Genomic DNA, 15466 nt, shown 5'->3' on the forward strand with positions numbered 1-15466 from the left:
AGAGAAAAGAGGATATTGGAGGATAATGAGTCATGAATAGTTTAAATGAAGTAAAAAAGACACTAGAATCAGGAAAAGCTGTTCTAGGAATTGAGCTTGGCTCTACCAGAATAAAAGCAGTTCTTGTTGATCAAATGGGATCAGTTATTGAAACTGGAGGATTTGATTGGGAAAATAGCTTAATTGATGGGGTTTGGACATATTCTTTAGATGAAGTATGGACAGGAATTCAAGAATGTTATAAAGATTTGTCAGAAAGAGTTAAGAAAAAATATGACGTAAGAATAAATAAATTATCAGCTATGGGAGTAAGTGCTATGATGCATGGATATCTTCCTTTTGATAAAGATGGGAATCAATTAGCTGACTTTCGTACATGGAGAAATACCTTTACAGGACAAGCTGCTAATGAATTAACGGAACTATTCCAATATAATATTCCTGAAAGATGGAGTATTGCACATTTATATCACGCTATTTTAAATAAGGAAGAGCATGTGAAGGATATAAATTTTCTTACAACTTTAGCGGGCTATGTTCATTGGAAGCTTACAGGGAAAAAGGTAATGGGTGTTGGAGAAGCCGCTGGAATGTTTCCAATAGATATAAATAACAAAAATTATAATAAAGATATGATAGGAAAATTTAATTCATTAATTGCTTCTAATAAATACTTATGGACACTAGAAGAGATTCTTCCAAAGGTTTTAGTTGCAGGAGAAGAAGCTGGAACATTAACAGAATATGGTGCATTACTTTTAGATCCAACTGGAAGGTTGCAATCAGGAACGAAACTTTGTCCTCCAGAAGGAGATGCAGGAACTGGAATGGTAGCAACTAATAGCATCGCTAAGAAGACAGGAAATGTATCAGCAGGGACTTCAGCATTTGCTATGGTAGTTCTTGAAAAAGAGTTATCTAAATTGCATAAAGAATTAGATATGGTTACAACTCCAACAGGAGATTTAGTAGCAATGGCGCATTCAAATAATTGCACATCAGATATTAATGCTTGGATTGAAATATTTAATCAATGTTTAGGTGCATTTGGAGTAAAGGTTACACCAGGTGAATTATACAAGAACTTATTTGAAAAAGCATTAGAAGGTGATGATGACTGTGGTGATTTAATGTCTTATTGTTTCTACTCAGGGGAACATGGAATAGGATTAACAGAAGGATGCCCTATGTTTTTACATCCAGCAAATTCAAAGTTTAATTTAGCTAACTTTATGAGAGTTCAATTATATACATGTTTTGGTGCAATGAAACTTGGTATGGATATTTTAACAAAAGAAGAAAAGGTTAAAATTGATAAAATTCTTGGACATGGAGGCATATTTAAGACTAAGGGAGTTGCACAAAATATTTTATCAGCAGCTATAGGAGCACCTGTAGTTGTAATGGAAACTGCAGGAGAAGGTGGAGCATGGGGAATTGCATTGTTAGCACTATATCTTGATAAAAAGCAAGAAAATAATTCTTTAGAAGATTTTTTAAATAACACTATCTTTAGAGATGCAGAAGTAGTAACAGTAGAGCCAAATCAAAATATGATTATTGGATATGAAAAGTTTATAGAAAATTATAAGAGCGGCTTAAATATTGAGCAAGAAGCAGTAAACTATTTGAAAAATAGAGCTTAGGATTTAAATATAAAAGATGGTTGAAAAATTAAATTAATGTAGTATTAATAATTTTATTAGATATAAGTATGGATTTATGGGAGGAGAAAGAGGATTATGAAAATATTTATAGATACAGCTAATGTTGAACAAATTAAAAAGGCAAATGCTATGGGATTAATTGATGGAGTTACAACAAACCCATCATTAGTTTCAAAAGAAAATAAAACAATGGCAGAAGTAATTCCAGAAATTTGTGAAATAGTAGATGGGCCAATAAGTGCAGAAGTTATGAGCTTAGATACTGAAGGAATGATTAGAGAAGCAAGAGAGTTAGCAAAAATAAGCAAAAATATAGTTGTTAAAATACCAATGACTTTAGAGGGATTAAGTGCAGTTAGAGTGTTATCTCAGGAAGGAATAAAAACTAACGTTACTTTAATATTCAGTGTTCATCAAGGTGTTTTAGCAGCTAAAGCTGGAGCAACTTATATAAGTCCTTTCGTTGGTAGATTAGATGATATTGGAATTGATGGAATGGACTTAATAAATGACTTAATAATAGCAAAAGAAAACTATGGTTTTGAAACAGAAATAATAGCTGCAAGTATAAGAACAAAGGAACATATTCTGCAATGTATATTATCAGGTGTAGATATTGCAACAATACCATATGTACAAATTGAAGACATGGCTAAGCATCCATTAACTACAGCTGGAATTGAAAGATTTATAAGTGATTATAGTAAGGTTCAAAAATAATTATGATAAATCTGTACCCCTATAGGTTAAGTTTACTGGTTTCTTAGGGGACATAAAATTAAAAATTGAAAGTTAGAAATTAATATTGAGATTAAAGGGAGAGATTAAAATGATCAATACAAGAAAATATAGTTTTTGGTTTATAACAGGTAGTCAAGATTTATACGGTGAAGACACTTTAAAACAAGTTGCTTTAGACTCTAAGGAAATGGTAAATAAGTTAAATGATGTTGAAGGAATTAAATATGAAATAATTTATAAACCGACAGTAAGAAATTCTAAGGAGATATATGATGTATGCTTAGCTGCTAATAATGATGAAAATTGTGCTGGTGTTATAACTTGGATGCATACTTTTTCACCTGCTAAGATGTGGATAAGAGGATTATCAATATTAAATAAACCACAACTACATTTCCATACACAATTTAATAGAGATATTCCTTGGGATACAATGGATATGGATTTTATGAATTTAAATCAATCAGCGCACGGAGATAGAGAGTTTGGATTTATAAATACAAGAATGGGTAACAATAGAAAAGTTGTTGTTGGATATTGGCAAGATTCAGAAGTTCATGAAGAAATAAATAAATGGATGAGCGTTGCAGCTGGATATGTTGAGGGAAGAAATATTAAAATTGCTAGATTTGATGACAATATGAGAGATGTTGCTGTAACCGAAGGTGATAAAGTTGAAGCAGCATTAAAATTAGGTTGGACTTGCGATGCTTTCGGAATTGGAGACTTAGTAGAAGTAATTAATGAGGTTACTGATGAAGAAGTTGAAAATTTAATGAAAGTATATGAAGAAAAATATGAGATTTGTGAAGCTGGAAAAGCTGAAGGTTCTGTAAGAAATTCTATTAAATATCAAGCAAAGGTAGAAATTGCTTTAAGAAGATTCTTAGAAAAAGGTGGATATACTGCATTCACAACTAACTTCCAAGTGCTTCATGGTATGGAACAATTACCAGGACTTGCAGTACAAAGGCTTATGGAAGATGGATATGGATTTGGAGGAGAAGGTGACTGGAAAACAGCAGGTTTAGTTAGATTAATGAAAATTATGACTAACAATACTAGAACTTCTTTCATGGAAGATTATACTTATAATTTTGAGCCAGGAAATGAAATGATTTTAGGGGCTCATATGCTTGAAGTTTGTCCAACAGTTGCAGCTAATAAACCTTTAATAGAAGTTAAGCATTTAGGAATTGGTGATAAGGCTGATCCAGCAAGATTAATATTTAACGGGCAAGCAGGCTCAGCAGTTTGTGCATCATTAATTGATTTAGGTGGAAGAATGAGGTTAATAATAAATGAAGTAGAAGCTAAAGAGGTTGAAAGAGATCTCCCACAACTTCCAGTAGCAAGAGTGCTATGGAGACCAGAGCCATCATTAAAAGTAGGAGCAAAGGCTTGGATACTTGCTGGTGGAGCTCATCATACTTCATTCTCTTATGAATTAGATTCAGAGCAATTAACTGATTTAGCTAATATGTATGGAATTGAGTCAGTTGTAATAGGAAAAGATACTAATATTAAGGAATTTGAAAAAGAATTAAAATGGAATGATTTATATTGGAGATTAAATAGATAGTTTTATTTAAGATAAGGGGTTTAGAGAATTATGAGTAGATTAATAATTAACACACACAATAAAAAGTCAAAAATAAGCAAGGAAATATATGGACACTTTTCAGAGCATTTAGGAAGATGTATATATGAAGGAATATATGTTGGAGAAGATTCAAAAATACCTAATGTAAATGGAATGAGAAATGATGTTGTACAAGCATTAAGGGAAATGAAGATACCAGTATTACGTTGGCCAGGTGGATGCTTCGCTGATGAATATCATTGGATGGATGGAATAGGACCAAAAGAAAATCGTAAAAAGATGATAAACACACATTGGGGTGGAGTTGTAGAAGATAATAGTTTTGGTACACATGAATTTATGGAATTATGTAGACAATTAGAATGTGAGCCATATATTAATGGAAACCTTGGTAGTGGGACAGTTCAAGAAATGTCTGAGTGGGTAGAATATTTAACTTTTGATGGTATTTCACCAATGGCAGAGTTAAGAAAACAAAATGGACATGAAGAACCATGGAAGGTTAAATACTTTGGAGTAGGTAATGAAAATTGGGGTTGTGGTGGAAATATGACGCCAGAATTCTATGGAAATATGTATAGAAGATATCAAACTTATTGCAGAAACTATGGAGAAAACAAGCTTTACAAAATTGCTTGTGGCCCAAATGTTGATGATTATAACTGGACTGATGGAGTAATGAAGGTTGCTGCAAACTATATGGATGCTTTAACATTGCATTATTATACTCATCCAGGTGGTTGGGAAAATAAGGGACCAGCAACAGGATTTGATGAATCTGCATGGTATGAAACTATGAAAAGAACTTTAAAGATGGAAGAATTAATTAATAGACATTTAGAGATAATGAATAAATATGACCCAGAAAAGAGAGTTGATTTAATAGTTGATGAATGGGGTGGCTGGTATGATGTCGAACCAGGAACTAATCCAGGATTCCTATACCAACAAAATACTATGAGAGATGCACTTATTGCAGGTATTAATTTAAATATATTTAATAAGCATAGTGATAGAGTTAAAATGGCAAACTTAGCTCAAGTAGTTAATGTACTTCAAGCTGTTATATTAACAGAAGGTGAAAAGATGATATTAACACCAACTTATCATGTATTTAATATGTATAAAAACCATCAAGAAGCAACATTAGTTGAAAGTTATATAGAAACTAAGATGATTGGAGTTGGTGAAGAATATAAAGTTCCAAATTTAAATGAATCAGTTTCTGTAGATAGTGAAGGAAGAATTAATATAACTATAAATAATTTATCTATTGATGAAGCGTATGATATTGAAGGAATAATAGTTGATAGACCGGTTAAATCAGTTACAGCCACTATTTTAACTAATAAAATGGATGCTCATAATACTTTTGATAACCCAGAAGTGGTTAAGCCAGAAGAGTTTAAAGATTTTGTTTTAACATCACAAGGATTAGACTTTAAGATTCCAGCTTGTAGTGTAATTAGCTTTGTTATTGAATAATTTATGGAAAATAGATTTTGTAAAAAATGTTTATTAGATAAAGTAATGGGCGATGCCGAATATAAACATATGCAGGATTATATTAAAAATATAGATAGAGATATTAAAACTCCAGAAGAGGATTATAAGATTAGATTAGATACTTGTATGGAATGCGATAATCTTATAAATGGGATGTGTAAATTATGTGGTTGCTTTGTTGAAATGAGAGCAGCTGTTAAGAAAAATTATTGTCCTAATATAGATAAAAAATGGGATAAGATTTAAGGGTAAATTTTTACTGTTATAAAAGAAATAATATTTATACAGAAGTTGAAGGCATATATCAAAAAGAAAGAGTACTTTAGATATATGCCTAATTTTATTTATGCTTAAATATTTATTTAAATTTATTGTAAAGATTAAAGGAGGGAGTGAATATTAACAGTAAGATTAAAAATTAATAAAATCATAGGATATAAAGGGGAAAAGAGATTATGAAATCAAAAAAAGTAAGCAAGATATTAGCATTTTTAATGACTGGAGTTTTAATATCATCTTTTGGATTAATTAGAGTTACAAAAGCTAAAGAAAAAATAGAAGCTAAAACCCGTGTTTCTGTACATGATCCTTCAATAGTTAAAGATGGAGATGAATATTATGTATTTGGATCTCATATAGATGCAGCGAAATCTACAGATTTACAAAATTGGACTAGGTTCACTAATGGATATACAACACCGGGGAATGTTATATTTGGAGATTTATCGGAGAATTTAGCTGGTTCATTTGCATGGGCTGGTGAAGACGATTCAGACAGTAAAGGTGGTTTTTCTGTTTGGGCACCTACTGTATTTTGGAATGATAACTATGTAAATGATAATGGTGCTAAAGGAGCATATATGATGTATTATTGTACATCATCTACGTATAAACGTTCTGCTATAGGGTTTGCAGTATCTCAAAATATTGAGGGGCCATATACTTATGTTGATACTATTATGTACTCTGGATTTACTAAAAATGATGCATATGACTCAAATAGTGCTAAAAATACTAAATATGTAAATACTCATATTGATGAATTAATTGAAGAGGATGTTTTAGAAGGATTAAATGATTCATGGTTTAATGCTGATGGTTCATATAATACAAGTTATGCACCAAATGCAATAGATCCAGAATTATTCTATGATGAAAATGGACAGTTATGGATGACTTATGGATCTTGGTCAGGTGGAATATATATATTAAAAATAGATGATACTACTGGACAACCTATATATCCAGGAGCTGATGCAGACCAAGATAGTCTTAATCTTACAGATAGATATTTTGGTAAAAGAATATCTGGAGGTTATACACAATCAGGGGAAGGGGCAGATGTAGTATATGATAAGGAGAATGGATACTACTATATGACTGTAACTTATGGGGGATTAACTGCTGATGGTGGATATAATATGAGGTTATTTAGATCAGAAAATCCAGATGGTCCATATTTAGATTCAGCAGGAAGAAATGCAGCTTTATCAGGAAATGTTAGCAATACTAATTATGGAATTAAGTTAATTTCTAATTATAAATTTGATTGTCAGGATACAGCTCTAAAAGCAGCAGGTCATAATTCAGTTTTTTTAGAAGAGGATGGAGATAGATATTTAATTCATCATCAAAGATTTGATAATGGAACTGAATATCATGAGGTAAGAGTTCATCAAATGTTTGTAAATAAAGAAGGCTGGCTAGTAGTTGCTCCTTATGAAAATAGTGGAGACGAAATTTCACAAACAGGATATTCAAAGGAAGAAATAGTAGGGAATTACCAATTTATTAATCATGGAACTGACACTACAAGTTCTATATCAAGCACATTGAATATTACATTAAATGAAGATTTTACAGTAAGTGGTGATATAACTGGTACTTGGACTATGGAGGAGGATACTTATTATATGACTATCACTACAAATGATATAACTTATAGTGGAGTATTCTTTAAACAACAAGATGAATCATTAGAAGAAAATAAAGTAATGACATTTACTGCTATTGGAAATAATAATGAATCAGTTTGGGGAAGTAAACTTGAATTAGATGATTTATAAGCTGTTGAATATACAGGAAATGATTTAGAAAATAAAATTCCAAGTGTAACTAAGTCTGATATAGAGCTACCTACAGTAGGGCCATATCATACAACAATTAGTTGGAAATCAAGCAATGAAAATAGTATATCTAATGAAGGAAAAGTAAAACGTACAGATGAAGATGCAACTGTTATTTTAACTGCAACTATAACTAAAGGGGAATCAGTTATTACTAAAGAATTTACTGTACTTGTTAAGGGAGTGTTACAAGAAGTTGGAGTAGAGCCAATTTATAAATATGATTTTGAAAGTTTAGAGAATCAAACAATTGCAAATACAGGTAGTAAGATTGGTACTGCAACATTAGTTGGTACTGCATCAGTTGTAGAAGATGAAGAAAGAGGAAATGTATTAGAGGTTACAAACGAAAAGGGTGCAGTGAAGGTTAATTATTTAGCATGATGAAAAAAAGCAAGATGAAGAGCAAAAAAATCCGGAAAATCCACAAGAACCAGGAGATACATTAAATCCGGGAAGTAGTGATTCAGGAAATGTTGATTCTGGGAAGAAGCCAACAGTAAATAATAATGTAAATACATCAAAATTACCGCAAACAGGAGCAATTAATGTATTATTTACATTAGCTTTAGGTGGAGCAAGCGTTACTATTGGTGGAATAACTTTAAAAAAGAAAAAATTATAATATAGAGTAATTAATAAAACTGTATCAAAAGTACTTTTGATACAGTTTTATTAATTTAAAAGATAAATCTTATTGATTAATATTTATTTTAGTACCTAAAAGTTTTAGAAAATTAGTATAACTATAAAATTTTGGTGCATTTAGATACTCATCTTTATTGGAATTACTTTTAAATATAAATTGTGTGAAGGAATAATTATAAATTTCATTAAATAGTTTTATATCACTCCAACTTTCTCCGTTATTTAAAGAATAAGTAGAATATAAATGATTATATTCCATCCACTGACAGTAAAGAATATTCTTATATTTAATTAGATTTGGAAATAAGCTTGGTATTTTAGTGCTTAAAAATATATTGTTTTGAATATAAGGAGTTTTATTTTCGAAAAACAAGTTTATATATTTACAGTAAAATTGATTTTGATTTTTTTCTGAATATACAATATGATAGATATTTTTTGAATCCTTTAATACTGATAAATAAACCTTTGGTTTTTTTGAAAAAGTTATTTGAATAGGAGTATCCCATTTTTCTTTATCATAACTATAATTAGCTACAAAGAGTTCTTCATATCTATCTATTAATTTGAAGTAATAAATCTTTAAATTACTTTCATTTATTATTACTTCAAAATTATTTAAAAGTGTATAATTTAAAAAATCTATGTTACTTTTTATCCAAATATTATTTTTTTTATAATAATGTACTAAGGTTGAAAAGTGAGACTTTTCTTTATTTATTTCATAGTAAATTATATGAACTTTATTATCAAGGTGTTTAATAAAAGGAAATTTAATTTTATATTTATTAGAATCATATTTTAAAATTAATGTTTTATATATATTTGAACCATTTATATGTAAGTAGTTGAGAAATTTATTTTTTTCAGTGAATAATCCATATATATCATTATTGGAATTTATATCAAAATAAATAGTTGATAGTGATGAAATATCTGATAAAATTTTTTTATTTTTTTTTATTTCAAAATTAGAATTAACATAATTAATAGAAATTCCATTTTCTACAGAAATAGCATATAAATTATTAAATGAATTCCTAATTAATATTGAAGATTGTTTTATAAATGACATAATATCACTCCAGATATCTTTATATATTAAATATATATTTTTCTAGCTATATTAATATGTTATTAATAATTAAATTTTAAAATTAGCTTATCAAGGATATAAGAAATACTTGTATAAAAAATAATTAATTTCAAAAAAACTCTCAAAAGGAAACATATATAGCTATAAATCATAATATAAAGTAAAAAAAACAAATTTATTGTCTAATTAATGATATAAATCAGGAGGAAATAAATAATGTCATATAAAAAAGGAAGAATAGATAAAAGTTCAAATTGTCATAAAGAAATCAAATTTAAAGATAATTGTGATTTAAATTGTTGTGATAATTTAATAGTTAGGGACTCAGATATTTATGAAGCTGAATGTGTTCCAGTAGTAACTGAAAAAATATTTGATAGTATAATTTTAGAAGACTTTAAATACAGGGTAGAAGAGGAAGAGTTTACTATAGTTTCTACAGGGAAATGTCATTATGATGAAGGAGCACCTATATGTATAGATAAAATAGGAATAACTTATGATTTTATAGGAATTGCGGAAGAGAAAAAGGAAGAATTGATAAATTCTGAAAATATTATTTTTTCAGCAGAACCAGGAACAGGATATAATACTTCTGATGAAGTTTTTTATAATGAATATATAGGAACATTTGTAACAAATAGATGTTGTGAAAAAGATAGTAAAAAGCAAGGGATAAAATCTAGGGTTTTGGAGAACAATGTAAAGTTTTACGTTAGCAATTTGCAAATTGCTTTAATAGGTACAATAGGAGATAAACAATTTAAAGCAATTTCAAGTAATATGCCATATACAGGACATATATTTGATGGAGTTAGCTTGGATTTTTACGGAAGAATAAATTTACCGAAAGGTTCTAGAAAAGCAACGATACATGAAGAGTATGATGGATGTTTAACTGCTGAATGTGCAACAACAAATTGTTTATATAGTAGCGATAGTGACACATTTACAGCAGCTATAGAATTTTTATTAGTAGTTGAGAAAAATATGTATTCAACAGTAACTGAAAAAATGGCTGTTTTTACAATGAGTAATGCTGTTATATCTCACTCTGGGGAAGTAAGTCATGCATGTTATGATGATTGTCCAGAAGATGAGCCTAGTTATGATTGCTCAAAAGATGAATCTAGGGAATGCTTTAACGAAACTCCTAATGCAAGTATTTGTAAATATGAAATTGATAGAATAGAAGATATTTGTAGGGATTAATTAATAGTAAGCAGAAAAATTTAAATGATTAAAGTTATAATATTTATTTAAATTCGTATAAAAATACTACCATATAATTGAGAGTTTTGTTTAATAAATATTACTGGAAGTAGTGCTTCCAGTAATATTTATTGATTACATAGAATTTATTTATATGCTTATAAATCATTTAAGTCTATAGGAGTTATAGATATTTGATCTAATTCTTTATTTAAATTATCTATTTGTTTTAAAATCATAGAAATATTTTCATTTATTATGCATATATCATTAGATAATTTAGAGGTTATAGTATTAAGTTCTGAAATTATAGCATCAGTATTTTGTAGTGATTTATTAATGTCAGTATTAAACTTATTGAGTGTTTGAGAAAATTCATTTTTTAAATTATTTAAATTAGTAGTATTTGAATCTATTATATTATTTAATTTAGAAATTTTATTATTGATTGAATTTTTAAAGTTGTTAAACTGAATATCTATATTTGTTTTATCTAAATTTATAAGTTCTATAAATGGAGGATTATTTGAATAAAATGAATCAAAATTAATTATTGTATTTAATATTGAATCTAAAGGCTTAATAATTAAGCTAGATTGTGTTTTATTAGATAAAATAGATATTAATATAGGGGTAATATCTATTCTTATATATTTGTTTATATCATAAGAATTAATTTTTATGTTTATATTAGAATCTGACTTTGTTTTAGATATAAATTGTGGATTAATAACTAAATCATTATAAGGTGTTAAATTTTCGCAAATTGATAGAAGGATGGACTTATTATTGATAAATTTTGAATCCTTTATATAGAGATTTAAAAATGCTGAATCAAATGAATTTAAATTAATATTACATAAATCAAAGTTTAAAATCGTTAAATATTCATTTTTTGTATTAAAATTATTATATATTATTCCTACAAATAAACTATTATTTTTAGAATTAATTTTTAAATTAGTTTTATTTATAGTAGCTCCAGAGGAACAAATAATTTTATTAGAACTTTTCAAAATTAATCACTCCTAGTTTAGTAGTGCTCATTTTTATATATTATGAAATTAAATTTTATTTTGTTCTTATTTATATAGGTTAATAAAAAATAAAAATGGAGTCTGGTAAAGAATAAAATATACTCTTTGCCTTGACTTCCATTTTCATTATAAAAATTATATTAACTTATTTTATTTGTTACAGAAATTTATTTAAAATTTAGCAGTGTTCTTCAACTGCTAAAGCTGTAATTTGTCCGCTAACAGTTGTACCAATTTGTGCTAAAGTTGCATTTGAGATTTCTAGTGTATAGGTACAGCATTCACAGCATACACTACAGTCACAAATTTGAAATTCAAATGATTTTCCTGATAAAGCATTAATTAATGAACTTGAAGTATAAGATCCACCTACATATTGAGAGCAACCATCAGAGCAACATTTTTTTACTCTAAAAGTTATGCTTGTTAATACATCTAATGGAGCACTTATTAATGCAGTAATACGAAGTAATACTTTAGGATTTTTTAAGCATTTTGTGTTTAATGTTACACTTGCTACTGAGAATGGATTTCTTATACTAGCCCCTGCTAAATCTAATATAGGCAATGGACCTGCTGAACCACAACCACAATTTAATACGGACTTTCCGGGTTTTTTTATTTCACATAAAGAGTTCATAATATTACCTCCAAATTTAATATCTAAGCAAAGCTTAGCAAGATTTTTCTACGGCTAAAGCAGAAATAGTACCACTAACTGTTGTTCCTGCTACTAATAAGCTTGCATTAGATATTTCTACAGAGTAAGTTGCACATCCACAACATTCTCCGCAGTCGCAGAATTGGAAAGAGAATGATTCACTATGCAAAACATCAATTGCATCACTATAGTTATAGCTTCCACCAACATATTGAGAGCATCCGTTGATGCATCTTACTAGTCTAAATGTTATATTTGGAAAAACTCCTGCTGGAACATTAATTAATGCAGTAAAATTAATTAATACAGTTGGACAGTGCATTCCTCTTGTATCAATAGATGTGCTTGCAACTGAATAAGGATTTACTATACTAGCACCAGTTAAATCTAATACTGGTAAAGGTCCAGCAGCACCACAGCCACAACTTAATATAGATTTTCCAGGTTTAGGACATGAACATTGTTCATTACAACCTTTTTTACACATACAGCTATTGTTATTATTATTATTATTTAACATAATTTTCCTCCAAAGTTTGTATTTTTTAGGATTTATTAAAGAAATATATCTTCCTCAATTTTATAATATGTACTTATAGACAAATGGTGATAAAACATAAATTATTTCTAGACATATTTTTACAAATTATAATCTAATTAAATATAATTTATTTAATTAGATTATAATAAAATACAAATTTTATTATAATTATTTAAACTTGCAAACTAAAACTAGAAAAGGAAACTTAGCTATTTAAAAATCATAATATGAAGTAAAAAATTAAAATTATTGTCTTATTAACTTTATAAATTAAAGGAGGTAAATAATGTTATATAAGAGGAAAGTTATTAATGACTATCCAAATCATTATAAAGAAGTTGCCTTTAAAGATAGATGTAATTTAGAAAGTAACTATAGTTTAATATTTGAGGATGCAGATATTTATCAAGCTGAATGTATTAAAGTAATAAATGAAAAAATAATTGATTATATTACAGTAGAAGATTTTAAATATAAGGTTGAAGAAAAAGGAGAGTTTAAAATAGTTAATTCATTTACTTATAAATATAATGAAGATGATTCTATATTCATAGATAAAATAAGTATAAATTATGATTTTATAGGAATGATAGAAGTTGAAAAGGAAGAATTAGTAGATTTAGAAAAAGTAATTTTTTCAGCAAAATTAGGAGCTGGATATAATTGTTGTGAAAAAAACTTTTATGATAAATTTACATCAAATGTTTGTACTAGCAAAAATTATTTTAGCAGAGGTAAAAATAATGAAGTAAAATCTAGAATTTTAGAAAATGAAGCACAGTTTTATGTATGTAATTTACAAGTAACCTTATCTGGAACAATAGGAAAGCAAGAGTTTAAAGCTATTTCTACTACTACACCTTATACAGGAGTTATATTTGAACAGGGTGGGTTAGATTTTTATGGCAATATATATTTACCAAAAGAATATAAAAAAGTAACTATACATGAAGAATATAATGGATTTTTAACTGCTGAATGTGCAATTGCAGATAGCCAATATAATATTTCTAGTAATACATTTACAGCTTCAGTAGAATTTTTATTAGAGATTGAAAAAACTATATATTCAACAGTAAATGAAAAAATGGATATTTTCACTATACCCGATTCTGTATAATTAAAATTATATAGTTATATAATACTTACTAAAATAGAGATTTTAAAGAAAGATTATTACACATATGTACATTAAAAATAATTTAAATGAATTTCAAATATGAATGAGAATAAAAAATATAAAAATACCACATACCAAAGTAAACTGTTCTTGATAAAAGGTAAAGTTTACAAAAGATAGGTGGTATTTTTAGTTAATTATAAAATTAAGAAATAATTTTATTAAATAAGTGTATATCTTTGTTAAAGACAATTAAGAAAATACGAGAAATCATATAACTATGCAATGCTACACCTAAAAGAAGCATAAATAAAAATACTATTGGAAAATAAAAAGTTGCAAATAATACAGATGCTCCAAATAAGACAATAAGTACACTATAAGGAAGATTTTTTAGTGAAATAATGAAACAATACTTAAAAATATTTAATATAGAGCATTTAGTTTTTGTTAATATTATAAATATATATGGAATGACTAATAAAAAAATAAATAAAGAAAAAAATATAAACGGTAATGCAAAATATGATAGTGATAAACCACACTTTAACCAAAAAACTAAGTTAACTCCTAAAATTATAGATAATGATAGAATAATTAACCATATTATTGTTGACTTTTTGAAGTTTTCTTTAAATGATTTAAAGAAGGTCTTTATTAAATTTTCTTCTTCATTATCAATAAATTTTAAATTAACAGAATATAAAGTTGTAGTTGTAGCACCTATTGTTATTATAGGAATACTACAAAATATCCATAAAATATTTAAAATAAACAAATCAGCAACCCTATTCATAAATTTAGAAAAACCACTATCTGAATTAAAGATATTTCCCATAAAACCCCTCCTAATTTCCATATATATCTAATTTAATAATACAGTATGTAAATGATTAAATCAATGATATTAAATAATGTACAAAGATAATTAATAGTTTTTTATAAAGAATTAGATAAATATTTATATTTCTATTAAAATGCATATTTATTATTTTTTATAAGAATACTAGTATTATTGATTAAATTTAACTAAGGAGGAGAGTTATGAAGCACAAGAGAATATTATTATTAACTTTATTATTTTTATTAATATGTAGTTGTAATGTTTTTGCAAGTAAGAGACCAGAACCTAATGCAATTTTTATGGGAGAGGTAGAAGAAGTTCAAAGAAATGAGAATGATAATACTTTAAATATAAAAGTTAAAGGATATCTTAAGGGGTTTACAGTAAAAGATCAAGAGTTAATAGCAGTTGTAGACAATGAAACATTAATAATTCCAAATGAATGTCCAAAAGAAGGCGAAGAAATAGATATTAAAAAAGTTGATCCTAAAGAGTTTAAGGTAGAAAAGGGTGACGTGGTATTCTTTGTATTAAGTGAAGCTATGACAAAATCAAATCCACCCCAAGCTTCAGCTAAGGCTATTCAAGTGACATATAAAAAATAAAATTTATTTACTACATCTTATATAAATATACTTTATATGAGATGTAGTAATATGTAACA

Annotated in this window: 15 protein-coding genes and 2 pseudogenes; 12 read left to right on the forward strand and 5 right to left on the reverse strand. The window is 27.5% G+C overall.

What is annotated here, in order from left to right:
• Positions 1–32: 32 nt before the first annotated feature.
• The 9 genes and pseudogenes from Q0Y03_RS04100 to Q0Y03_RS15510 form a co-directional block, all read left to right on the forward strand.
• A complete protein-coding gene (locus tag Q0Y03_RS04100; RefSeq protein ID WP_297712548.1) occupies positions 33–1646 on the forward strand; it encodes an FGGY-family carbohydrate kinase in 1614 nt (537 codons plus the stop codon).
• Between the two features lie 96 nt (positions 1647–1742).
• Positions 1743–2387 carry a fructose-6-phosphate aldolase gene (gene fsa / locus Q0Y03_RS04105; RefSeq protein ID WP_297712549.1) on the forward strand — a complete coding sequence of 215 codons (645 nt, stop codon included), beginning with the start codon at positions 1743–1745 and terminating at the stop codon, positions 2385–2387.
• 109 nt (positions 2388–2496) lie between these two features.
• Complete coding sequence (gene araA, locus Q0Y03_RS04110) at positions 2497–3990, forward strand: L-arabinose isomerase (protein WP_297712550.1); 1494 nt, start codon at positions 2497–2499, stop codon at positions 3988–3990.
• Positions 3991–4020: 30 nt separating this feature from the next.
• Positions 4021–5496, forward strand: coding sequence for an alpha-N-arabinofuranosidase (locus Q0Y03_RS04115; RefSeq protein ID WP_297712551.1), 1476 nt, complete (start codon positions 4021–4023; stop codon positions 5494–5496).
• A 3-nt stretch (positions 5497–5499) separates the two neighbouring features.
• Complete coding sequence (locus tag Q0Y03_RS04120; protein WP_297712552.1) at positions 5500–5763, forward strand: DUF6171 family protein; 264 nt, start codon at positions 5500–5502, stop codon at positions 5761–5763.
• 209 nt (positions 5764–5972) lie between these two features.
• The gene (locus Q0Y03_RS04125) at positions 5973–7583 is read left to right on the forward strand and encodes a glycoside hydrolase family 43 protein (protein ID WP_297712553.1); all 1611 of its coding nucleotides are present in this window, start codon (positions 5973–5975) and stop codon (positions 7581–7583) included.
• Between the two features lie 36 nt (positions 7584–7619).
• Positions 7620–7811: pseudogene (locus Q0Y03_RS15505) on the forward strand (immunoglobulin-like domain-containing protein); the annotation flags it as partial.
• Between the two features lie 15 nt (positions 7812–7826).
• Positions 7827–8027, forward strand: a complete 201-nt coding sequence (locus tag Q0Y03_RS04130; RefSeq protein WP_297712554.1) for a hypothetical protein — start codon at positions 7827–7829, stop codon at positions 8025–8027.
• A 136-nt stretch (positions 8028–8163) separates the two neighbouring features.
• A pseudogene (locus Q0Y03_RS15510) lies at positions 8164–8268 on the forward strand (LPXTG cell wall anchor domain-containing protein); the annotation flags it as partial.
• A 69-nt stretch (positions 8269–8337) separates the two neighbouring features.
• Here Q0Y03_RS15510 and Q0Y03_RS04135 read toward each other — a convergent pair.
• On the reverse strand, positions 8338–9366 hold the full coding sequence (locus tag Q0Y03_RS04135; RefSeq protein WP_297712555.1) for a hypothetical protein: 1029 nt from the start codon (positions 9364–9366) through the stop codon (positions 8338–8340).
• A 237-nt stretch (positions 9367–9603) separates the two neighbouring features.
• Between Q0Y03_RS04135 and Q0Y03_RS04140 the strand changes: the two genes are divergently transcribed.
• Complete coding sequence (locus tag Q0Y03_RS04140) at positions 9604–10599, forward strand: hypothetical protein (protein ID WP_297712556.1); 996 nt, start codon at positions 9604–9606, stop codon at positions 10597–10599.
• Between the two features lie 158 nt (positions 10600–10757).
• Here Q0Y03_RS04140 and Q0Y03_RS04145 read toward each other — a convergent pair whose 3' ends face one another.
• The 3 genes from Q0Y03_RS04145 to Q0Y03_RS04155 form a co-directional block, all read right to left on the reverse strand.
• Entirely contained in the window at positions 10758–11615 is an 858-nt protein-coding gene (locus Q0Y03_RS04145) for a DNRLRE domain-containing protein (protein ID WP_297712558.1), read from the reverse strand.
• A gap of 199 nt (positions 11616–11814) precedes the next feature.
• Complete coding sequence (locus Q0Y03_RS04150) at positions 11815–12276, reverse strand: DUF4489 domain-containing protein (protein WP_291675520.1); 462 nt, start codon at positions 12274–12276, stop codon at positions 11815–11817.
• 34 nt (positions 12277–12310) lie between these two features.
• Positions 12311–12817, reverse strand: coding sequence for a DUF4489 domain-containing protein (locus Q0Y03_RS04155; protein ID WP_297712560.1), 507 nt, complete (start codon positions 12815–12817; stop codon positions 12311–12313).
• 307 nt (positions 12818–13124) lie between these two features.
• On the opposite strand from Q0Y03_RS04155, the gene Q0Y03_RS04160 reads away from it, so the two are divergent.
• The gene (locus Q0Y03_RS04160; RefSeq protein WP_297712561.1) at positions 13125–13958 is read left to right on the forward strand and encodes a hypothetical protein; all 834 of its coding nucleotides are present in this window, start codon (positions 13125–13127) and stop codon (positions 13956–13958) included.
• Positions 13959–14163: 205 nt separating this feature from the next.
• Here Q0Y03_RS04160 and Q0Y03_RS04165 read toward each other — a convergent pair whose 3' ends face one another.
• The gene (locus Q0Y03_RS04165; RefSeq protein ID WP_297712562.1) at positions 14164–14796 is read right to left on the reverse strand and encodes a DUF624 domain-containing protein; all 633 of its coding nucleotides are present in this window, start codon (positions 14794–14796) and stop codon (positions 14164–14166) included.
• Between the two features lie 206 nt (positions 14797–15002).
• Here Q0Y03_RS04165 and Q0Y03_RS04170 point away from each other — a divergent pair, with 206 nt between their 5' ends.
• Positions 15003–15407, forward strand: a complete 405-nt coding sequence (locus tag Q0Y03_RS04170) for a hypothetical protein (protein WP_297712563.1) — start codon at positions 15003–15005, stop codon at positions 15405–15407.
• Positions 15408–15466 lie beyond the last annotated feature (59 nt).

Source organism: Clostridium sp. (assembly GCF_026168755.1).
Classification (GTDB): Bacteria; Bacillota; Clostridia; order Clostridiales; family Clostridiaceae; genus Clostridium.